Consider the following 20204-nt stretch of genomic DNA (forward strand, 5'->3'; position numbering starts at 1 on the left):
TTAACAAGACGTCGGTTATTTTTTTGCACTATAGAAACGTCATTCAATCCAAGAGGCCGGGCTTCGTACCGGATAGATATTTACTAAAAACCGACAGTCGTTGTCGCTGAGGAATATAAAGAAATGGGGCAATCTTTTGCTTACGCGCTGGCGTTCACCGTAAAAGGGGATAACTATGTCGCATAACGCTACTCCAAAGACCTCTCGCGTGGAATTACGTAAAACACTTACGTTGATTCCGGTTGTTATGATGGGCCTCGCCTATATGCAGCCTATGACGCTGTTCGATACGTTTGGTATCGTCTCTGGCTTGACCGACGGCCATGTTGCGACGGCATATGCCTTTGCGCTGGTCGCCATTCTCTTTACGGCGCTGAGCTACGGTAAACTGGTACGCCGTTTCCCGTCTGCGGGCTCCGCATATACCTACGCCCAGAAATCCATTAGCCCGGCGGTTGGCTTTATGGTGGGGTGGTCTTCGCTGCTGGACTATCTGTTCATGCCGATGATCAACATCCTGCTGGCGAAAATCTATTTTGAAGCGCTGGTGCCTTCCGTTCCATCGTGGATCTTTGTTGTTGCGCTGGTGGCCTTCATGACCATATCTAACCTGCGTAGCATCAAGACCGTGGCGAACTTCAACACTCTGATTGTTATTCTGCAGATGGGCATTGTCGCCGTTATCGTTGGTTTGATCATTTACGGTGTTTCTCACGGTGAAGGCGCAGGTACGCTGACCAGCACGCGTCCATTCTGGTCTGAAGGCGCGCACGTTGTGCCGATGATTACTGGTGCGACTATCCTGTGCTTCTCGTTCCTCGGTTTTGACGGCATCTCTTCTCTGTCAGAAGAGACCAAAGACGCTGAGCGCGTTATTCCGAAGGCCATCTTCCTGACGGCATTGATTGGCGGCCTGGTGTTTATCGTTGCCTCTTATTTCCTGCAACTGTACTTCCCGGATATCTCGCGCTTTAAAGATCCGGATGCGTCTCAGCCGGAAATCATGCTGTATGTGGCGGGTAAAACCTTCCAGTGGGGCGTGCTGATTTTCTCCAGCGTCACCGTTCTGGCTTCCGGTATGGCGGCACATGCGGGCGTTTCGCGTCTGATGTATGTGATGGGCCGTGATGGCGTCTTCCCGACCCGTTTCTTCGGTTATGTTCATCCGAAGTGGCGTACGCCGGCATGGAACGTACTGCTGGTTGGCGCGATTGCGCTGCTGGCGATTAAATTCGACCTGGTAACAGCGACTGCGTTGATTAACTTCGGTGCGCTGGTGGCGTTTACCTTCGTTAACCTGTCAGTGATTTCGCAGTTCTGGATCCGTGAAAAGCGTAACAAAACGCTGAAAGAGCACTTCAATTATCTGGTGCTGCCGGTCTGTGGCGCGCTCACCGTAGGCGCGCTGTGGATTAACCTGGAGCAGAGCTCAATGATTCTGGGTCTGATCTGGGGCGGTGTCGGTCTGGTTTACCTGGCATGCGTGACGAAAAGCTTCCGCAACCCGGTACCGCAGTATGAAGATATCGCTCAGTAAGTCATGACTGAATAAAAAACCGGAGGCTATGGCCTCCGGTTTTTTTTGCCGGTTATTCGACGACTACACTATCTCCTGAGCATACTGCCAGAGTGATTTCAGCAGTGTCAGCTTCGCTTTATCCTCGGCATACTGCTGGTACAGCATCTGTAGCTCATCGGCGTAGGCCTGCAAAAACTCAGGTGTAAACACCTGACGGCGGTGCTCCAGCCAGCGCTGCTGTTCGTCATCATCGAGGGTGCCGGGGAAGTTGCGTGCCCGGTAGTTGAACAACAGTTTCTCGATTCGCTTATCGACAAAGGTGATATCCAGCGCCGGGAGATTACGCGGCTCAGTTTCCAGCAGAATGTTCATTGCAGCACGGTCTGCGTCGCTGAAAAAGCTGTTATACAGCTGCGCGTCCACATTCTCCGACGGAACGAAAGGCTCGGCTTCGGCAAAGATAGCCAGTACTTTTTCGCGCACCTGTGGGTTATTGCGCAGAACGCTCAGGTTATCCAGGCACTGCTTACGGTCAATCCCCAGCCGTTCAGCATCCTGAGGACGCAGTGTTTTCGCCTGAGCCAGGATAGGACACTTATTCAGATGCACCAACTTCACCGGCACGGCGGCGTTGTCACCTAACTCGGCTTTCGCCGTATACAAGCGCTCGCGCAGCGCGTCAGCATCGAGCTCCAGCAACGGCGACATATCACCTGCGAGATCCACCATGATCACAGCATTGCGGTTTTCCGGATGCCAGGCCAGCGGGGCCACCCAACTGGTATTGCCGCGCCAGGCGCCAAACATGCCGGAAACATGCACCAGCGGCGTCATCTGTGGGACATCAATCAAGGCCGCCAGTTTATGTTTATTACGATGGCTCAGTAGATAATCAAACAGCCTCGGCTGGTGGGTTTTCACCAGTTGCGCCATGGCAATAGTCGCGTAAACGTCGGCCATCGCATCATGGGCATTGCTGTGCTCAATGCCGTTCGCTTTCGTCAAATGCTCAAGGCGAAAACTCGGCAACCCATCATCATTCTCCGGCCAGTTGATGCCGTCCGGGCGCAGGGCATAGCAGGCGCGCATTACATCGAGCAAATCCCAGCGCGAGTTGTTGTTTTGCCAGCTCCAGGCATAGGGGTCGTAAAAGTTGCGATAGAAGATATTACGCGTCACTTCGTCGTCGAAGCGGACATTGTTATAACCGAGCACGCAGGTTTTTGGCACGGTGAATAAATCATGGATGCGGCGGGCAAAGTCAGCTTCATTAACACCGTTCGCTTTGGCGTGTTGCGGCGTAATGCCGGTAATCAGCACCGCTTCTGGCTGAGGCAAATAGTCATCTGCCGGTTTGCAGTAAAAGACTTCCGGCTCGCCAATGATGTTGAAATCGGCGTCGGTACGAATCGCGGCAAACTGTGCGGGGCGATCCAGCGAAGGGCTGGTACCGAACGTTTCGTAGTCATGGAAAAGAAATGTGGGCGTTGCCGTTGAATCAGACACCTGAGCTCATCCTGTTGATCAATAACCTGCCTATGGTAAACCATTGCGTCGCATCTTCCGAAGGAAAACCCGCGGTAGAACGCCATTACCGAAGAGATTCGTGGCGTAAAAAAATGACTTTCGTCACATTTGTTTGCAATTTGTCCCAGTATCGACATATTAAGTTGCGTAAAAAGAACGGCTAATTTGACGTAAATGAGGATATTTCTTTGAAATGCCGTTTGTTTTTTGCCTTCTCTCTTTTGTCCGCGACGATCCATTGCGCGTTGGCAGATGATATGCCGATTTCTCCCCAGCCGCCGCAAATTCAGGCAGGCTCATGGGTCTTAATGGATTACACCACCGGGCAGATCCTCACTGCAGGCAATGAACATCAGCAGCGTAATCCGGCCAGCCTGACCAAGCTGATGACTGGCTATGTTGTGGATCGTGCTATCGATAGCCACCGTATCAGCGCCAGCGATGTGGTGACGGTCGGCAAAGATGCCTGGGCGCGGGGTAATCCTGTCTTTGACGGTTCTTCATTAATGTTTCTGAAAGCCGGGGATCGCGTAACGGTGCGTGACTTGAGCCGCGGGCTGATTGTCGATTCGGGCAACGATGCCTGTGTAGCGCTGGCCGATTATGTGGCGGGAAGCCAGCCGCAGTTTGTCAGCATGATGAACGATTATGTGCAAAAGCTAAATTTGCGTGATACCCATTTTGAAACCGTACATGGCCTGGACGCGCCCGGCCAGCACAGTTCGGCCTATGATCTGGCGGTGCTTTCCCGTGCCATCATCAGCGGCGAGCCGGATTTTTATCATATGTACAGTGAGAAAAGCCTGACCTGGAACGGTATCACCCAGCAGAACCGTAATGGGTTGCTGTGGGATTCATCGTTGAATGTCGATGGTCTGAAAACCGGGCATACCTCGGGTGCCGGTTTTAACCTGATAGCATCAAGCGTTGATGGGCAGCGCCGCCTGATTGCCGTAGTGATGGGGGCAGAAAGCCCGAAAGGACGTGAAGATCAGGCGCGTAAGCTGCTGCACTGGGGCCAGCAAAACTTCGATACCGTGCAGATTTTGCAAAAGGGCAAAAAAGTCGGCAGTGAGCGTATTTGGTACGGTGACAAAGAGCAGATGACGGTCGGTACCGATCAGGACTTCTGGCTGGCGCTACCGAAAGCGGAACTGCCCAATATTAAGGCACGTTACGTCATGGACAATAAAAGCCTGGAAGCGCCGCTTGCCGCACATCAGCGTGTAGGTGAAATTCAGCTTTATGACCGTGACAAAGTGGTCGCGCACTTGCCACTGGTGACGCTGGACAGTGTCGGTAAAGGCGGCTGGTTCTCGCGTTTGAGCGACTATCTGCATCACAAGGCCTGATGTTGATGCGGACTGGCCGTGACGCGAGTCCGCTCACATAATTCATCTTTCAAAGGTTCCGGGTTTCCATGATTCTACTATACTGTACAAATGAACAGTAATGAGGAGGGTAACATGGCATACACCGTAAAGCAGGTTGATAAACGCACTATCGCCGGGTTTCATCTGGTCGGCCCCTGGGATGTCACCGTTAAAAAAGGCTTCGAGCAATTAGCAATGTGGGTTCATGGTAAACAGGTCCAGACACAGGAATGGATCACGGTTTACTATGACAATCCTGATGAAGTGCCTCCTGAAAAGCTGCGTGCTGATGTGGTTGTTTCGGTTCCGACTAATTTCGTCATTCCCGAAAACAGTGAAGGGGTGATGCGTACGGAGATACCGGCGGGCCTGAACGCAGTGGCGCGTGCTCGCGTATATAACGAAGAGTTCGAACAGGCGTGGAATGCTTTTTTTGATGAATTGATGGCTGACGAGCAGTACCAGATTGCTTTACGTCCCTGCTTTGAGGTCTATCTGAATTCAGCACAGGAGGATGGCTACTGGGAAATCGATATGTATATTCCCGTAGAACCGAAAGTTCTCTGATCGCACAATCTTTTGATGAGGTTCGCTGGTAAAAGGCTTGTTTAGATTTTAACCAGTGAACCTTTTTTTGTTCTAAACAGTGACCTTTGCCGCAGAAAGATCGCTACAATTGCGCCTTCGTTGTTTTTTGACTGGAGAGCGGGTGTGCGTCCCGACAAATCACTCAGTCCTTTTGAGATCCGCCTTTACCGACATTATCGCGTGGTGCACGGCGTACGTATTGCGCTGGCATTCATTCTGACCTTTTTGTTGGTTCGTCTGCTCAATGTCCCCGAGGGCACCTGGCCACTCATCACTCTGGTTGTGATCATGGGGCCGATTTCGTTCTGGGGAAATGTGGTTCCCCGGGCCTTTGAGCGTATTGGCGGCACAATCTGCGGCTCCGCGCTGGGTCTCGTTGCTCTTAAGCTTGAGCTGATCTCTCTTCCGCTGATGGTCATCTGGTGTGCGGGGGCCATGTTCCTCTGTGGCTGGCTGGCGCTGGGTAAAAAACCCTATCAGGCATTACTTATCGGTATCACGCTGTCAGTTGTGGTTGGCGCGCCGGCCGGGGATATGAATACGGCGTTGTGGCGAAGCGGCGATGTCATTCTGGGCTCTTTGCTGGCAATGCTGTTCACCGGTATCTGGCCGCAGCGAGCCTTCCTGCACTGGCGCATTCAAATGGCGAACTACGTTACGGCCTTTAACCGGGTCTATCAGGCTGGTTTTTCGCGTAACCTTGTTGAACGTCCGCGTCTGGACAAGCATCTGCAAAAAATTCTCAATGACGTGGTGAAGATGCGTGGCCTGATTACTCCTGCCAGTAAAGAGACGCATATTCAGAAAGCCATTTTTGAAGCTATCCAGACCGTAAGTCGCAATATGGTGTGTGTGCTGGAGCTACAAATGAATGCGCACTGGGCTTCCCGTTCGAGCCACTTCGTTATGCTCAATGCGAGTACGTTGCGTGAAACGCAGCAAATGACGCAGCAGACGCTATTGACCATCGCCCACGCGCTCTATGAAGGAAATCCGCAGCCGATTCTGGCCAATACTGAAAAGCTGACAGAGATTGTCGCCGAATTACGTGACCTGCTACGCGAACATCAGGGCGATGCCCTGGCAGAGAATTCGATTCACGGCTATGTATGGCTGAGCATGGAACTGGCGCGGCAACTGGAGCTGATGTCCCATTTAATGTGTCGGGCGCTGCGCAAATAAGCCTCACACAATTCGGAAAAGCAGTCCGGCTGTTTCGATTCAGCCCGATTTGGGGTTATGATAGAGAAAAGGATAAAATCATTGTCATCAGCAACGGCTAAAAGTAAGGTCTTAGGCGGTTGCTTTAACGAATCCGAATCTCACATTAGCAGGGGTATCAAAATGGAAACAAGTAAGCCTTCATTCCAGGACGTTCTGGAGTTTGTTCGTCTGTTCCGTCGTAAGAATAAACTGCAGCGCGAAATCCAGGATGTTGAGAAAAAGATCCGTGATAACCAGAAACGTGTACTGCTGCTGGACAACCTGAGCGACTATATCAAGCCGGGTATGAGCGTTGAAGCTATCCAGGGCATCATCGCCAGCATGAAAAGCGATTACGAAGACCGCGTGGATGATTACATCATCAAAAACGCCGAGATCTCTAAAGAACGCCGTGAGATCTCCAAGAAACTGAAAACAATGGGTGAACAGAAACCCGTTGAGCCGAAAGCAGAGTAACCCTCTGACGGTGAGAGGTTCTCTCTCACCGTTCTCTTACCCCGCCTTCCACCATGCGCAACAGATGTTGTTGCGGCCAGTGCTCTCGCAATGCAGGCTTACTGAGTAACGCGCGCACTTTTGCCAGATCATGACGTTCTCTGTCCAGAAATAGTCCCACAACGCTACCGCTATGGGCGACATTCAGCCCGTACAAATCGCACTGCTCAACAATGCCCATCAGTGAAGTAAAACCGGGTTTTGGCAACAGCGTCTGGCTTGCCATGGCGCTTTGCGTCGCCGCTTCGCCCAGTAGTGCAGGATCGTTTGTCAGGCAGGCGCGCTCTACTTTGCGCCAGGCGCTGTCGAGAGTGTCAGCACTGGTCATCAGCGCAGCACGACGTGGCAGGCGATGATAATCTTCTGTACGAAGCGTTAGTGGGCTTTCCAGTAGTAAAACGTCGAGCGCGGGAACATGCTCACAGGAGATGCGCGTTTGTGCAGTGTTGTGATCAAACAAGGTCAACGCACGAAAAACGGTACTGTCGGTGGGTTCCAGCGCCACGCAAAGCCGGGAGAGGGTCACGTCATCAAGCGTAAACCCAAGATGACGAGATGCGGCAACCGCCGTGGCTGCAATATCCGCAGTACTGCTCGCCATCCCTTTGGCAACGGGAATGGTCGAGCGGCAGTCAATGCGGATTTCATTGCTTAATGACGCCGGTAGCTGCCAGTGTGCCAGCACCTGTTTTACCATCGCCCGAACCAGGGGGCGTTCAGCAGGCAAAGGCGTACCGGTTGTAATTTCAACCTCGCTGTACCAGTCGACCGGGCAGGAAACCAGCTTTTCACTGCCCAGGATCCATCCCTGAATGATTTCGCCGCAGGATGCGGGACACTGTGCCAGCGCCAAGTTCAACCTCTCATTGTGGTTCGTAACGTCGGGATAGTGTCACGCCGATCCGCTGAACGCCAGAATTTCACGTAATGACACCACACTGCCAATCACAATGAGCGCGGGGGCATGAAATCCGGCGTCCTCGCTCTCTTGAGCGAGCGCAGAGAGCGGGGCACAGAGAACTTTCTGTTCCGGTGTGCTGGCACGCATCACCACAGCCGCAGGCGTATCGGCTGGTTTACCTGCACATATCAAAGCGGCACAGATTGTCTGTATCTGCGACATCCCCATCAGGATCACCAGCGTCCCCGGCAGAACCGCCAGTTTTCCCCAGTCCTGCGGTTCTTTACCATCCTGTAAATGCCCGGTCACGACATGAAAACTGGAGGCAAAGTCCCGGTGCGTTACCGGGATGCCCGCCGCTGCAAGCCCGCCAATGGCAGAGGTGATGCCTGGCACGACTTCGCATTCGATACCACACTCCCGTAACGCTTGCGCCTCTTCGCTCCCGCGACCAAAAACAAACGGGTCACCGCCTTTTAAGCGCACAACTCTGAGCCCTCTGCGTGCGCAATCGATGAGGATCTGATTGATTTGCGGTTGCGGGATAGGGTGGCGGTTCGCCTCTTTGCCCACATCGTGCAATTCACAACCTGCCGGGGCTTCCTGTAACAGGATAGGGTTAACCAGCCTGTCGAAAACAACGGCCTGAGCTTCACGCAGGCAGTTTAATCCTTTTACGGTCATCAGACCCGGGTCGCCCGGGCCTGCGCCCACCAGCCAGACTTTACCTGTCATGCTTCTGCCTCCGCATATTCCGGTAACCCGATGCGCATTACATCACGGGCAATCATCAGTTCTTCATTGGTATTGATCACGGCAACTTTCACTACCGAATGGTCAGTCTGGATAAACGTGGCATTGCGGCCGTTTTTCTCGGCATCAACGTCCAGCCCCAGGAAATGCAGGTTGTGGCAGATGGCCTCTCTGGCTCGAGCGGAGTTTTCGCCAATGCCGCCGGTAAACAGCAGGACATCCAGACCACCGAGCTGCATTACATAACTGCCGATAGTGGCGCGGATACGTTCAGCAAACAGGGTGAGCGCTAGAGTTGCGCGCGCATTGCCTGCAATAGATGCTTGCTCGACATCGCGAAAATCGTTCGATACCCCAGAAATCCCGAGCAGACCCGATTCGTTATTAAGCAGGGTGTTAAGTTGTTGCGGCGACCTGTCTTCTTTTAATGCCACCCAGGGCAAAATCGAGGGGTCGATATCCCCGCTTCGGGTACCCATCATTACCCCTGACTGTGGTGTGAATCCCATAGAGGTATTAACAGAGCGACCACCTTTGATCGCGCACAGACTGCTGCCATTGCCTAAATGGCAGGAGATAACCCGCAATGCGCTTAAGGGGACGCCCAGTTTTTCGGCTAATTGCTGGCTGACAAATTTATGGCTGGTGCCATGGAACCCATAGCGGCGAATTCCGAGTTCCGCGTAATAGCGCCACGGCAGAGGGTAGATGAACGCACTTTGTTCCAGCGTCTGATGAAATGCAGTGTCAAACACGGCAACCGCCGGGGCATGTGGCAGCGCTTTGCGAAAAATGCGAATACCTGCCGCGTTAACCGGGTTGTGTAACGGTGCCAGTTCCGCAAGGCGTTCAATTTCTGCCAGTGCGTCATTAGTAATCAACGCGGAGTCTTTGAATGTTTCCCCGCCGTGTGCGACGCGATGCCCCACGCCGTCTATTGCCGATAATGAGGGGATAATATGATGGGAAAGCAATTTTTCCAGCAGTAATGCCGCGGCCTCTTTGTGGTCGGCAATGGCGCGCGTTTCCTGCCATTTTTGTTCCCCCTGCCTGAGGGTAAAAATGGCATCGGAACGTCCGATACGCTCGATCAGACCCTGACAGAGAAGCGTGCCAGCAGGCATGAGGAGAAGCTGAAATTTAAGCGATGAACTACCGGCGTTGATCGCCATTATTGTACGGGACATGCGTGCTCCTGGGGTTGAAGAAAAGCGATGACCTCAGCGATACCCTGACCGGTGTGCGCGCTGGTGATAAAAAGGTGTTCTGCGCCGGACTGCCGTAACCATTCGCCAATTTGCGTAATCTGTTGTTCTGCTACGAGGTCGGCTTTGGTGATGATGCCAATGGTCTGGCGGTTCATCGGCAAGGTAAATCCGGGTGAAAAAGGGCACCATTCGGCGTCGGCATTCAATACCAGCGCCACCACATCGGCTTCACAGGCACTGGTGAGCAAGGCGCTGTAGAGGCATCGATTTTCGAGATATTCTCCTGGTGTATCGATGGTTTCTGGCGACCAGACGATGGCCTGCGTTTTTTGATAGCGCATTGCCTCACCGCGCAAGCGCTGTGTCAGCGAGGTCTTACCGCACTGGCTTGGACCAATTAACATCATTCGTTTCATCATGTCAGGTCCTTGTGACCTGACAGGTCGTAAAATGCAGCATTTCACCGAGCGAACGCGTCACCTGGCGTAGTGCATATTCCACCGAAGAGACATCGCCCGTGAGGACCACGGCGCCCGTGAAACGATCGATAAACCCAATCTCTACCGCCCCTGATTTGGTCGCAATATCGCAGGCAATGATCGAGGCTTCGCTGGGGGTAATCGTCAGAATACCAATGGCAGAAGCCGTCTCGCTTAACCCCAGCTTTTTGTAGAGATCTTTGCCTGGGTTGGCAATTAAATGGGCGAGGGTGACCTGCTTACCGGGCACATATTCCTGAATCATGCGTTCAGTACTGCGTTGTGTCTCCATTACCCCTCCACAATCTGTCGCCACATGGCTTCATGGGGACGTGGGATCACCGAGCGGTACACAAGTAACCCTTTTTCGCCAGCGCTTTCACTGGCAACGGCGACGGCATTTTCCACATCCGAGATATCGCCGGACACGACCATATAGCATTTGCCGCCGATGCCGAATGCCATATGGACGCGTACCAGGGTGACATTCGACGCTTTCACCGCTCGATCAGCCGCGCTCACGCAGGCGGCCACGCTCCAGGTTTCAACGATACCCACGGCCTGGCGTTGTTCTACGGTATTAAGCCCGCTAATGGCAGGCAGGACGCTGGCATGGATATTGGGGAGAACCAGGCTGTCGACCAGCATCTCTCCGGCCTGGCTGTCACCGGTGGCAATAGCCTGTTGGACTGCGCCCACATCGCCTCCCACCATGATCAGAAATTTACCGGGGCAGAGCGTTTTGCTGACCAGAAGCGTCACATTGGCGCTTTTCAGCATGGCATCACCCAATTCCATGCCTTTGGCGATGCTGGTTAATTCAAGTATTCCAATAGCCTGTGACATGGTTATCCTCGTGCAACCGTAATGGCTGTATCTGTGATCGACGCAATAATGCCGTCGATGCTGGCATGAAGGGGAACACCCAGCGCACCTTCGGGAACGTCGGCTATGCGTTGCCCCCGGATGACGGTTTCACCCTCTGTTACGCAGGGAATCGCTGGCGCACCAATATGCTGGCGCAGCGGCAAGACGACCTGTGAAGGGGTAATATCGAACGCTTTCAGCGGCGCATCATGGTACCAGTCGCCCAGGCCAAGTTTGGTCACCAGACGCTTGACGGGGATCAGGCGATAGCGTGCCATCTCATCAGCCTCGCGCAGCGGCCCGTTATAGCGAGCACCGCTGGCGCGTAACTCAGCTTTCAGCAGACGGTTGACCCGCATCGGCGAGATGCCCACCGGGCAGGCAACGCTCTCGCAGACATTGCATTCAGAACAGGTCAAGGCGCTTAGCAGCGTTTGTGATGTAGCGACATTTTGATAATTGACGGCCCGCACCAGCAGGTGAGGCGAGAGTTCGTGGCCGATCAAATGCCTTGGACAGAGATCGGTACATAACTTGCACTGTTCGCAGACGGTACGGGCGATAGACAGCACGGTATGGTCGTCCTGCAAACGGCGTTGAATCAGCGAGTGCGATTTCGGTAGTACCAGCAGACCACCCGTGGTTTTCGTCACCGGTGAATCCAGCGATGGCAAAAGCCCACCCATCATCGGGCCACCGTTAATAAAACCAGGGTCGTCTGGCGTGGCGCCACCCGCCATTTCCAACACTTCGCGTAACGATATACCCAGCGGAACCGTTACGGTCATGGGATGACGTACCGCGCCGTTTACCGTCAGGGTTCTGCGGGTCACGGGATATTGCTGTTCCACGGCACGTGCGATATTGAGGACGGTCTGCACATTATTGACGACAACTCCAACACTAACCGGCAGCGCGGCTGGTGCGACACGGCGCCCTGTCGCCATCCAGATAGTGATGACCTCGTCTCCGGCGGGATAAACGTCAGGCAGAATATGCAGCCGAATCTGCGCCGGTAGCAGAGGGGTAAGAGCGGCAATGGCGGCGCGGTATTTTTCTTTGAGCGCAATAATACCCTCTGTAGCGCCCGTTGCCGTCATGCCATAAAGTATGCCGCGTATCAGTCGTGCCGCCTGTTGGGCCATCAATTGCTGGTCTACTTTCAGCATCGGTTCGCATTCGGCGGCATTAACCAGAAAAATCTCGACCTGCGCCTGTAGTTTTACATGGGTTGGAAAACCAGCGCCGCCAGCGCCAACGACGCCAGCTTCGCGAACGCGCTGGCGAACGGTCTCAGCCGTTGCCGGGGTCAGTTCGCCCCAGGGGGGCGGGAGAAGGGCCGCTTCGCTCACAGCAATTCCTCCAGAAGATGTCGAATGTCATCGCCATCAGCAGGGCGAGGTGTGGTTTTGAGCGTGACATCAGCCAGTGCAGCCTGAACCATGGCGGGGATCCGCTCACGGAATTTGCCTTTGTCTGCTTTCAGCGTGGCTGTAAGCGTTGGCATCTCACACTGTTGCCGAAGCTGCTCTATCTGGCGAATCAGTGAATTAATCGCAACCAGGTCATTCGCGCCAGTCGGGCAAAAATGGCAGGCTTTTGCCAGCCGGGCATAACGCTTTGCTGCGCGTTTATCGCCTGCATTAAAGCGGATGACCGCACCCAGCAGTAGGGCGTTAGCCAGCCCATGTGGCAGATGAAACTGCCCACCAAGTTGATGGGCGATGGCGTGATTAATGCCTAAGCCCGCCTGACTGAATGCCATCCCGGCAAGAGTGGCGGCATTGTGCATTTTTCCACGCGTCGCCAGACAATCGCCTTTACGCACCGCCGTCGGCAGATACTGAAAGACAAGCTGTGCTGCTTTCTCCGCCATCGCATCGGTAAAATCGCTGGCCCGGGGTGATACATAGGCTTCAAGGGCATGGGTCAGCACATCCATGCCAGTATTCGCTGTGATAGCGGGAGGAACGCTGACAACAAGCATCGGGTCGAGAATGGCGATATCGGGATAGAGCGCATTATCGAATAAGGGGTATTTGATGCCTTTATCCGGGTCGCTTATCACGCATGCGCTGGTCACCTCTGAGCCAGTGCCGCTGGTGGTCGGAATAGCGACACAGGTTTCAATATTGACGCCCTGCTGTTTGCTGAACCAGACGATCGCTTTTGCCGCATCCAGCGCGGAGCCTCCGCCGAAACCAATAACAACCTGCGGCTGGAGTGAATGCATCTGTGCTATGCCTTCCACAACCGTGGCAATGGTCGGATCCGGTGTAATGTTGCTAAAGACGCTGACGCGATTGTCTGCCGGGATTGCCTTGCGCAGCAGTTCGATAAGCGGTGAGCTGGCAAGAAAACCGTCGCAAACAATCCATATGTGCTTATTACGAAAACGTTTAAGCACCTCAAGGCTTCCTGCTCCGCTGTAGAGTCGCGTTTGCAGCGAAAATCTCTTCATAACGACCTCGGTTAGCGAATGGAGAAGCCGTTGGTCAGTACGCAACGGCGCGAACGCGCAAAGGTTTTTGCCGATGTCGTGCCTTCGCCGGTTGGTGTGGCGATGGTGAATGTGGTAAAGCCTTCACCACCGACGCCAATCCCCGCATAGGACGGTCCGTTTTTCACAAAAATGGAGGTCTGCAAACTGCGCGCTGCCAGATTTAAGCGGGAGACATTTTGTGAGTGCATTACCGCCGTATGGTGCAAGCCTTCCTCAACAACGAGGGCAAGGGCGAGGGCAGCATCGAAGTCGTTAACCCGAACGACAGGCAATACGGGCATTAATTGCTCAGCGGTGACCAGCGGGTCGTTGCCTTGTACTTCGGCGATCAGAAGACGTGGGGCTTTCGGCGGTACGCTCAGACCTGCGGCCTGCAGAATCTGCGCAGGGCTTTTACCCACCAGTTTTTTGTTTGCCACCCCATCCTGGATACAGACGGCGCGCAGTTTATCGATATCCGCACCGATAATGCGCAACGCGCCAAATGCTTGCATCTGTTGCATCAGACGGTCTGCAACACAGTCGACCACAATCAGGCTCTTTTCTGCGATACAGGGCAGGTTGTAATCGAAGGATGCACCATTGATGATGTCTTCCGCTGCTTTCACCAGATCGGCAGTTTCATCGACGATACAGGGTGGGTTTCCGGCACCTGCGCCGATCACTTTCTTGCCGCTCTTAAGGCCCATCAGCACTATGCCGGGACCCCCGGTGATGGCCAGCAGGGCGATTTTTGGATGCGCCATCATCTGCTGGGTGGCTTCGAAAGTGGGCTCGGCAACGGTGACGACCAGATTGCGAATACCCGTATGACGAAACGCGATATCTTCGATCATGCGGATCAGCTTGAGTGAAACTTTTTTCGCACCCGGATGTGGGCTGAAATAAATGGTATTGCCTGCTGCCAGCATACTTATGCTGTTATTGATGATGGTTTCGGTCGGGTTCGTGCTGGGGGCAACGGAGCCAATGACGCCAAACGGCGAATATTCGAATAACACCATGCCGCCGTCGCCGGTCAGTGCGCTGGTGGTAAGATCTTCAATACCCGGGGTGTTTTCCAGCGCGGCTTTGTTTTTGAGAAACTTGTCTTCTTTGTTGCCCATACCGGTTTCTGTGGCGCTCTCTTCTGCCAGTTCGGCCAGACAGGGAGCCAGCTCATCGCGAATACCGGAAATAATGGCGCTGCGGGTTTTTAAGGGGCACTGTTGGTAGCGCAGGAAGGCCTGGTGTGCTGCGTTGATGGCCTCCTCTGGCGTGGTGAACACCCCATGTGTGCCGCTCTCTTTCTTCTCTGGCGCAGGTGTCAGTTGTTCGCTCAGGATGGTGCGAATAAGGGTTTCAAGTTCGGTCGTATTCATTATTTTTTTCCCGTGTTAATCGCCGCAAGTGCGGTCTGAGCAATGTCCATGTCTTGCTCAACGGAACCACCGCTGATGCCAAGACCACCAATGATGTTGCCGTCACGCCAGATGGGGAAACCGCCGCCAAATGTGACAACTTTGCCTTCCATGTGCGCCTCTAGCCCATACAGCGCGCGTCCTGGTTGCACTGCATCTGATAGTTCGTGTGTGGCCGATTTCATCGCGACCGCCGTCCAGGCTTTTTTCGGCGCAAGTTCGCTACTGACCAGCAGCGCGTCGGGCATGCGCCAGGTCAGCATGCCGATACCATGGGCGTCCACGACGCTTATCACCACCGGCACGTTAAGCTCGCCTGCGCGTGCCATTGCGGTTTTTGCCAGTTGATGAAGGTCATGAAATGAAAGTGACAAGGGGGTGTCCTTCGCCGGTTTGGCTTGCGCCGCAGCGCGATAACGCGTCGCGACTTCGTGAATGACTTTTTCCTGGTGCGCCAGATGGTCTTCAAGGCGGGCCAGCGCGTACAAGCAGTCGGAAAGACGGTTGATATAGCGCATCAGCACCTGACGGACGTTTACCTGTTCACTTAACTCCACCAGGCGACGCTCGGCTTTGCGAGCCAGTGTCCGGGCAACATGCAAACGGGCTGCTGCTTCGCAACGGCCTGGCAACACAAAGCTGTGGACGTTGTCGACCTGGGACATCGCGTTGTCTATGGCCTGTTCCAGCGCTGCAATATCTTCGGCACTGACATAGCGCTGTTTTGGCGAGGGGGTTTCGTTTTCGCTCGCCAGTTCGGCGCTAAACCAGAAAATCTGTAGCTGCACCGCTTCCAGAAAGGGCTTGCTGGTGGGTGCTTGCACGGCGCACGCGCAGAGGCTCAACTGGGAATTGAGTTCATCCAGTGTGCCGTACGCCTCGACGCGCGGATGGGTTTTGCTGACGCGCTGGCCGCTAAACAGGGCCGTCGTGCCAGCGTCGCCAGTGCGGGTATAAATAGCCATTATTCCTCCTTAGCGGGACAGGGTGTCGACAATGCCCACCACCGCCAAATCAATGGCTTCGTTCGGGCCGGAAAAAACATGCCTCGCACTGGAGCCACTGCTGAGCAGAACCAGTTCGCCGACACCTGCGCCAACGGAATCAACGGCCACTTCATCACCCTGTAATGGATTGGCGGGAAGTTCGCCGTCTGCCGTAACGCGTCGGACCAGCAGCAATTTTTTGCCCACCAGAGAAGCGGATTTTTGTGTCGAGACGACCGAGCCAGTTACCCTTGCGAGATGCATGCTTTACTCCTGCTTCACGAGTCGTATGTGTTGCGAAATCACCGCGTCGCGTGCAAGCGCCGTGATGACCGTTTTACGTGAGATGGCAAGCCAGCATGCGTTGAGACCGACGACATCGCGGTAACTCAATACTTTTGCCTGATGGATAACCACCGAGCTTCCTTGCTCGTCCATGAACGTCACAGGCAGTTTTGCCAATGTTTTCAGGGGCAAGCAGGGCAGCAGCCTGCTGTTTAACGTAATGCTCACGGACATGCCCAATGCCAGGGCTTCAAACAGGTGCGCAACGGCGGTATTGTCCTGGTCGCCGTCTGCCAGAGCACGTAAGAAACACATGTCAGTCTGTTGCACGCAGAGCGCATCATGGTTCAGAAAACACTTCATTGCAGAAGCATGACGCAGTTCTTCCTGGCTCAGCGTGATGGTATTGCCCTGCCTGGCCTGCAGGCGGGCAACGATCAGCTCGACAATGTGCGCCAACTGTTCGCTGTTCATGCGCGTGGTACCAGACGAGCGCGAGCGCCGGATTCATCTGCGCCACAGGCGTTCGCTTCATCGGTGTCGATATGCATTTCGAGAAGCAAACCCGGCGCCACGCGGATGGCGACATCATCAAAAATCACCCGGCGCCCGGTGCCATCAATTGCAACGCAGACGTTATCGCCATGGGAAACACGCAGGACCAGGGCGTCGAGCGGCGACATATGAATGTGCCGTTGTGCGACGATGACGCCGTTGGGTAAGTCGATTTCCGCATACGGACTCACCAGCCTGATCCCTGGTGTACCCGCCAGATTGCCGGACATGCGTAGCGGGGCGGCGATACCCAACGTACGGGCATCCGTACGTGAGATCTCGACCTGGCTGGCGCCGCGTAGCGGGCCAAGCAGGCGCACATTTTTCAGTTGCCCTTTTGGTCCTACCAGTGTGACAGTTTGCTCAGCGGCAAAATAACCGGGTTGCAGCAACGCTTTTTTAATCGTCACCGTCTGACCGGGAAATAACCGCTCGAAATCCTCAGGTGAAAGATGGATATGTCGGTTCGATATACCCAGAGGGATGGGACGCGCACGCATCTCATCCAGAACCTGAGTGACCACATTTTCGACTAACTGTTTATCCATATTTATTCCCCTCGCTGACCGCTATGAATACACAGCGAGCGCGGTTCCCCTTTCTGGCGTGGACACGCCGGGTCAAGGCAAAGATTGCAGGTCACCAGTTGAATCGCCGTCAATTCGGAAGCGGAGGATGTTTCTTCACGCAATGGCTGCACGTGCTCAATGCTCTGAACCGGTTTTTCCGTTGTTGTTATCGACACAGGCGGCGTTTCAGGGATGGCTGCACGCGTTGGTGCAGAGGCCAGAATCCCCTCAGCAGGCCGTGCAATGACCTTTTGTGCCACCAGCCCGTTACGCGTTTGCGCAAAGTTGGCGCCAGTGATGATGGCCGACTGAACAGAGGCCACATCACCAGCGACTTTGATTACCGTCCAGCCAGAGCCATTGGTTTTTTCCATACCCAGCAGCGTGATGGAAGCGGCTTTCGCCATAACATCCGCGCAACTGATAGCCAGCGCCAGACCGCTAACTTCAAGTAATCCGAGTGATTGCTTCACGCTGTGCTCCTTTATCTGCCAGTCAGGCTGATTTCGGTAAAATGGCTTCGACGTCGCTGTGCGGACGCGGGATTACGTGACAAGATTTCACTTCACCCACCGCGCTGGCTGCCGCAGCGCCTGCGTCAACGGCGGCTTTCACTGCACCCACGTCACCTCGCACCATGACGGTGACCAGACCCGAACCAATTTTTTCGTAACCTACCAGTTGCACGTTGGCGGATTTCACCATGGCATCGGCGGCTTCGATTGCACCCACCAGACCTTTTGTTTCAACCAGTCCCAATGCATTGTTCATACTGCGTTTCTCCTGTTTATGGATAAAAGTGGTTACCGGAACGGTATCCCCTTCACCAGTCTGGCGGCGTTATTACCTGCCTTGCGCCGGGACTGGAGGTCTTCATGAAGCATCAGCGTAAAAAGGGGCGCTGATGCGGGTAAATTTCGGTAATGGATAACCAGTTGCTGGCTATCGCAGGCGATACCAACCAGCAGCGCCGATTGGTTCGCTGCCTGCCAGGCATGGGCGACGACATCAAGCCCGGAGGCCTGTTGCCAGCGCCAGGGAATACCTTCCTCTTCAATTCCCCACAGCACTTCCTGCCACTGCGGTTGGCACTCTGCGAGCGCCGTGATAACAATGACCGGGCTGTCCTGCTTAACGTCCATTGGCATACTCCTTCTGCCAGGAGAGGATCAGCCCCGTTGCGACTGCGTTGCGTGGACCTTCGACGCCGCGGATATTTCCCCGGCCGGCCACCAGTCTGTAATGGGCAAGGGCATCGGTGACGAGTTGCGGTATCTCGAAGTCGAGTGAGGAGCCGCCAACCAGCACCACGAACGGAATATCGCGGATATTTCCGGTTGGGCTTACCTGGCGCAGCGCGCGCAGGGCATTAGTGACAAACACGCGCTCTTTGGCGCTGCGGCGAATAATGCGAACTTTTTCCAGCGCCAGGTCTCCCGGCAGCGGCACCAGCTCATCGGGTTTCACAACACACACGCGGGCAAACACCGCAGGTGGAAGAGGGGTCGGGAAAAACTGCACGCTGCCGTCTTCATGGCGCAGATGAAAAAGGCTTTCGACTTTCGCCAGCGGGTACTTTTTGATTTCCTCCGCCAGGTAGCGATCCTCCAGCCCCAGCTCGCGAGCGATGATCATTGTCACCATGTCTCCGGCTCCGGCCAGATGGGTGGCGGTAATTTGCCCCTGCGGCGTAATAATCGAGGCGTCAGTCGAGCCCGCGCCAAGATCAAGAATGGCCAGTGGCCTCGATGTGCCCGGCGTGGTGAGCGCGCCAAAGATGGCGGCTTCTGCTTCTGCACCGCCCACCTGCACATCAACGTGCAGTTTTTGCTCAATTTCGTGGGCAATCATGGCCATCTGCAGGCGGTCTGATTTGACCATCGAGGCGATGCCGACGGCTTGTTCGAGTGAGAACTCACCTGCCAGCCCCCCGGTCACGTTGACCGGTACGGCGGTATCGACAGCGAGCAGATCCTGGATAAATACATCGCTGCTGGGTTTGTTGGTGAGCTCAGCCATGGTCTGGCGGACATGTTCCAGCATGCCGCCGATATTGGTGCCAGCCTCGCCGGTGACGTTATCCAGTGTTGGACATTCATTCACCGCTTTCATGATGGCATCGGCCCCGGCGGCAACGTCGACCTTGAGCGTTCTGCCTTTGGCTATAAGCTCAATATTCCCGGCGGGAATTGAGCGGGCTTTTACATCACCGGAGGGGGTCTTCACGACGACAGCAGAACGGTTACCAATCAGCGCCCTGGCCACGGGCACGATGTTGCGTGTCTCATCGGCGCTCAGGGAAAAGACAGTGGCGATGCCGTAAGGGTTAGAGAGACTTTCGATAACTTTGCCCGGCATCGCCACTTCAACAGCGGCGAGCATTCCCATTGGAATACGCTCGATATACAGCACTTCGTCAACGATAGGGACAGGGCGATCGAGGCGGTTACTGACCAGAACGCCATCGTCGCGCTGCAAAATGATGCCATTAATGTGATAACCGACTTGCGTTGAGGCATTGACCATGCGCGCAACATCGGAAAAATCGAATGCAGCGGAAACAACCAGAATATAAGGTTGATCCGCTGGACGGGTCAGAAGCTCATCCGGAGTGATCGTGATACCCACCCCCAGCCCGATACCACCGGGTGTTTTAGGGTTATGGCCTATCATTGTGGATTCGGTGATGATGGTTTCTGTGATGGTTTCCATCGCCACATCACCGATTACCGGGGTCGCTTCGTTGATACGAATAAGCGAAATATCGCCGACAGAGATACCCACATTGGCGACAACTTTGTTCAGCGCTTCCTGAATGCCGAATACATTGCGCAATGTGCCTTTAATACCCGTCGTTTCCGCAAGCGAACTGCTCACAATGTTCAGTACGCCAGTCTCATCCATCGTGGCCAGTGCCACCTCGGTTGACGAGTTACCTATATCAATGCCAGCTATATAACGCATAAGTCATC

The 20204-nt window shown here is 54.5% G+C and carries 23 protein-coding genes and 2 pseudogenes; 6 read left to right on the forward strand and 19 right to left on the reverse strand.

Annotated features, from left to right (window positions below):
• Positions 1–123: 123 nt before the first annotated feature.
• Complete coding sequence (yoeI, locus tag AB182_RS33330) at positions 124–186, forward strand: membrane protein YoeI (protein WP_103245917.1); 63 nt, start codon at positions 124–126, stop codon at positions 184–186.
• Complete coding sequence (locus tag AB182_RS08010) at positions 176–1537, forward strand: APC family permease (RefSeq protein ID WP_047369638.1); 1362 nt, start codon at positions 176–178, stop codon at positions 1535–1537. The genes yoeI and AB182_RS08010 overlap by 11 nt, the downstream gene beginning before the upstream one ends.
• A gap of 63 nt (positions 1538–1600) precedes the next feature.
• Here AB182_RS08010 and sbcB read toward each other — a convergent pair whose 3' ends face one another.
• The gene (sbcB, locus tag AB182_RS08015) at positions 1601–3025 is read right to left on the reverse strand and encodes an exodeoxyribonuclease I (RefSeq protein ID WP_047369639.1); all 1425 of its coding nucleotides are present in this window, start codon (positions 3023–3025) and stop codon (positions 1601–1603) included.
• A gap of 209 nt (positions 3026–3234) precedes the next feature.
• On the opposite strand from sbcB, the gene dacD reads away from it, so the two are divergent.
• The 4 genes from dacD (at position 3235) to AB182_RS08035 (ending at position 6687) form a co-directional block, all read left to right on the forward strand.
• Positions 3235–4398 carry a serine-type D-Ala-D-Ala carboxypeptidase DacD gene (gene dacD / locus AB182_RS08020; RefSeq protein WP_047369640.1) on the forward strand — a complete coding sequence of 388 codons (1164 nt, stop codon included), beginning with the start codon at positions 3235–3237 and terminating at the stop codon, positions 4396–4398.
• A 114-nt stretch (positions 4399–4512) separates the two neighbouring features.
• Positions 4513–4986: a DNA gyrase inhibitor SbmC gene (sbmC, locus tag AB182_RS08025; RefSeq protein ID WP_047369641.1), complete on the forward strand. Its 474-nt coding sequence runs from the start codon at positions 4513–4515 to the stop codon at positions 4984–4986.
• Between the two features lie 144 nt (positions 4987–5130).
• Positions 5131–6189: an FUSC family protein gene (locus AB182_RS08030; protein ID WP_047369642.1), complete on the forward strand. Its 1059-nt coding sequence runs from the start codon at positions 5131–5133 to the stop codon at positions 6187–6189.
• A 162-nt stretch (positions 6190–6351) separates the two neighbouring features.
• On the forward strand, positions 6352–6687 hold the full coding sequence (locus AB182_RS08035; RefSeq protein ID WP_047369643.1) for a DUF496 family protein: 336 nt from the start codon (positions 6352–6354) through the stop codon (positions 6685–6687).
• Positions 6688–6712: 25 nt separating this feature from the next.
• Here the strand turns inward: AB182_RS08035 and AB182_RS08040 are convergent, their stop codons facing one another.
• The 18 genes and pseudogenes from AB182_RS08040 to AB182_RS08120 all read right to left on the reverse strand — a co-directional run bounded on the left by AB182_RS08040 (position 6713) and on the right by AB182_RS08120 (position 20196).
• The gene (locus AB182_RS08040) at positions 6713–7579 is read right to left on the reverse strand and encodes a GHMP family kinase ATP-binding protein (RefSeq protein WP_047369644.1); all 867 of its coding nucleotides are present in this window, start codon (positions 7577–7579) and stop codon (positions 6713–6715) included.
• Between the two features lie 39 nt (positions 7580–7618).
• Positions 7619–8362: a uroporphyrinogen-III C-methyltransferase gene (gene cobA, locus AB182_RS08045; protein ID WP_047369645.1), complete on the reverse strand. Its 744-nt coding sequence runs from the start codon at positions 8360–8362 to the stop codon at positions 7619–7621.
• Positions 8359–9567 carry an acetate/propionate family kinase gene (locus tag AB182_RS08050; protein WP_047369646.1) on the reverse strand — a complete coding sequence of 403 codons (1209 nt, stop codon included), beginning with the start codon at positions 9565–9567 and terminating at the stop codon, positions 8359–8361. Before AB182_RS08050 ends, cobA begins: the two co-directional genes overlap by 4 nt.
• Positions 9552–10004, reverse strand: a complete 453-nt coding sequence (locus AB182_RS08055; RefSeq protein WP_047373220.1) for a EutP/PduV family microcompartment system protein — start codon at positions 10002–10004, stop codon at positions 9552–9554. Before AB182_RS08055 ends, AB182_RS08050 begins: the two co-directional genes overlap by 16 nt.
• Before the next feature lie 4 nt (positions 10005–10008).
• Positions 10009–10359, reverse strand: a complete 351-nt coding sequence (pduU, locus tag AB182_RS08060) for a propanediol utilization microcompartment protein PduU (RefSeq protein ID WP_041851920.1) — start codon at positions 10357–10359, stop codon at positions 10009–10011.
• Positions 10359–10913 carry a propanediol utilization microcompartment protein PduT gene (gene pduT, locus AB182_RS08065; RefSeq protein ID WP_047369647.1) on the reverse strand — a complete coding sequence of 185 codons (555 nt, stop codon included), beginning with the start codon at positions 10911–10913 and terminating at the stop codon, positions 10359–10361. The genes pduU and pduT overlap by 1 nt, the downstream gene beginning before the upstream one ends.
• A 2-nt stretch (positions 10914–10915) precedes the next feature.
• Complete coding sequence (locus AB182_RS08070) at positions 10916–12247, reverse strand: 4Fe-4S dicluster domain-containing protein (protein WP_047373221.1); 1332 nt, start codon at positions 12245–12247, stop codon at positions 10916–10918.
• Positions 12248–12282: 35 nt separating this feature from the next.
• A complete protein-coding gene (locus tag AB182_RS08075; protein WP_047369648.1) occupies positions 12283–13395 on the reverse strand; it encodes a 1-propanol dehydrogenase PduQ in 1113 nt (370 codons plus the stop codon).
• 11 nt (positions 13396–13406) lie between these two features.
• Positions 13407–14798 carry a CoA-acylating propionaldehyde dehydrogenase PduP gene (pduP, locus tag AB182_RS08080; protein ID WP_047369649.1) on the reverse strand — a complete coding sequence of 464 codons (1392 nt, stop codon included), beginning with the start codon at positions 14796–14798 and terminating at the stop codon, positions 13407–13409.
• Positions 14798–15802, reverse strand: coding sequence for a two-domain cob(I)yrinic acid a,c-diamide adenosyltransferase PduO (gene pduO, locus AB182_RS08085; protein WP_047369650.1), 1005 nt, complete (start codon positions 15800–15802; stop codon positions 14798–14800). The genes pduP and pduO overlap by 1 nt, the downstream gene beginning before the upstream one ends.
• Positions 15803–15811: 9 nt before the next feature.
• Positions 15812–16087, reverse strand: a complete 276-nt coding sequence (locus AB182_RS08090; protein WP_041851915.1) for a EutN/CcmL family microcompartment protein — start codon at positions 16085–16087, stop codon at positions 15812–15814.
• Positions 16088–16090: 3 nt separating this feature from the next.
• Positions 16091–16582, reverse strand: a complete 492-nt coding sequence (gene pduM, locus AB182_RS08095; RefSeq protein ID WP_047369651.1) for a microcompartment protein PduM — start codon at positions 16580–16582, stop codon at positions 16091–16093.
• Positions 16579–17211 (reverse strand): phosphate propanoyltransferase, encoded by a 633-nt coding sequence (locus tag AB182_RS08100; RefSeq protein ID WP_047369652.1) that lies wholly within the window; start codon positions 17209–17211, stop codon positions 16579–16581. Before AB182_RS08100 ends, pduM begins: the two co-directional genes overlap by 4 nt.
• Before the next feature lie 2 nt (positions 17212–17213).
• Positions 17214–17309: pseudogene (locus tag AB182_RS33335) on the reverse strand (microcompartment protein); the annotation flags it as partial.
• A gap of 92 nt (positions 17310–17401) precedes the next feature.
• Positions 17402–17705: pseudogene (locus AB182_RS33340) on the reverse strand (BMC domain-containing protein); the annotation flags it as partial.
• 22 nt (positions 17706–17727) lie between these two features.
• Positions 17728–18003 carry a propanediol utilization microcompartment protein PduJ gene (pduJ, locus tag AB182_RS08110; RefSeq protein WP_041851911.1) on the reverse strand — a complete coding sequence of 92 codons (276 nt, stop codon included), beginning with the start codon at positions 18001–18003 and terminating at the stop codon, positions 17728–17730.
• Between the two features lie 32 nt (positions 18004–18035).
• Complete coding sequence (locus AB182_RS08115; protein WP_047369654.1) at positions 18036–18374, reverse strand: glycerol dehydratase reactivase beta/small subunit family protein; 339 nt, start codon at positions 18372–18374, stop codon at positions 18036–18038.
• Positions 18364–20196, reverse strand: a complete 1833-nt coding sequence (locus AB182_RS08120; protein WP_047369655.1) for a diol dehydratase reactivase subunit alpha — start codon at positions 20194–20196, stop codon at positions 18364–18366. Before AB182_RS08120 ends, AB182_RS08115 begins: the two co-directional genes overlap by 11 nt.
• Positions 20197–20204 lie beyond the last annotated feature (8 nt).

Source organism: Phytobacter ursingii (assembly GCF_001022135.1).
GTDB lineage: Bacteria > Pseudomonadota > Gammaproteobacteria > Enterobacterales > Enterobacteriaceae > Phytobacter > Phytobacter ursingii.

Coding starts and splice junctions, on each gene's coding strand:
- AB182_RS08010 (WP_047369638.1), top strand. CDS start 176: ATGTCGCATAACGCTACTCCAAAGACCTCTCGCGTGGAATTACGTAAA.
- sbmC (WP_047369641.1), top strand. CDS start 4,513: ATGGCATACACCGTAAAGCAGGTTGATAAACGCACTATCGCCGGGTTT.
- AB182_RS08035 (WP_047369643.1), top strand. CDS start 6,352: ATGGAAACAAGTAAGCCTTCATTCCAGGACGTTCTGGAGTTTGTTCGT.
- cobA (WP_047369645.1), bottom strand. CDS start 8,362: ATGACAGGTAAAGTCTGGCTGGTGGGCGCAGGCCCGGGCGACCCGGGT.
- AB182_RS08050 (WP_047369646.1), bottom strand. CDS start 9,567: ATGTCCCGTACAATAATGGCGATCAACGCCGGTAGTTCATCGCTTAAA.
- AB182_RS08055 (WP_047373220.1), bottom strand. CDS start 10,004: ATGAAACGAATGATGTTAATTGGTCCAAGCCAGTGCGGTAAGACCTCG.
- pduU (WP_041851920.1), bottom strand. CDS start 10,359: ATGGAGACACAACGCAGTACTGAACGCATGATTCAGGAATATGTGCCC.
- pduT (WP_047369647.1), bottom strand. CDS start 10,913: ATGTCACAGGCTATTGGAATACTTGAATTAACCAGCATCGCCAAAGGC.
- AB182_RS08075 (WP_047369648.1), bottom strand. CDS start 13,395: ATGAAGAGATTTTCGCTGCAAACGCGACTCTACAGCGGAGCAGGAAGC.
- pduP (WP_047369649.1), bottom strand. CDS start 14,798: ATGAATACGACCGAACTTGAAACCCTTATTCGCACCATCCTGAGCGAA.
- pduO (WP_047369650.1), bottom strand. CDS start 15,802: ATGGCTATTTATACCCGCACTGGCGACGCTGGCACGACGGCCCTGTTT.
- AB182_RS08090 (WP_041851915.1), bottom strand. CDS start 16,087: ATGCATCTCGCAAGGGTAACTGGCTCGGTCGTCTCGACACAAAAATCC.
- pduM (WP_047369651.1), bottom strand. CDS start 16,582: ATGAACAGCGAACAGTTGGCGCACATTGTCGAGCTGATCGTTGCCCGC.
- AB182_RS08100 (WP_047369652.1), bottom strand. CDS start 17,211: ATGGATAAACAGTTAGTCGAAAATGTGGTCACTCAGGTTCTGGATGAG.
- pduJ (WP_041851911.1), bottom strand. CDS start 18,003: ATGAACAATGCATTGGGACTGGTTGAAACAAAAGGTCTGGTGGGTGCA.
- AB182_RS08115 (WP_047369654.1), bottom strand. CDS start 18,374: ATGGACGTTAAGCAGGACAGCCCGGTCATTGTTATCACGGCGCTCGCA.
- AB182_RS08120 (WP_047369655.1), bottom strand. CDS start 20,196: ATGCGTTATATAGCTGGCATTGATATAGGTAACTCGTCAACCGAGGTG.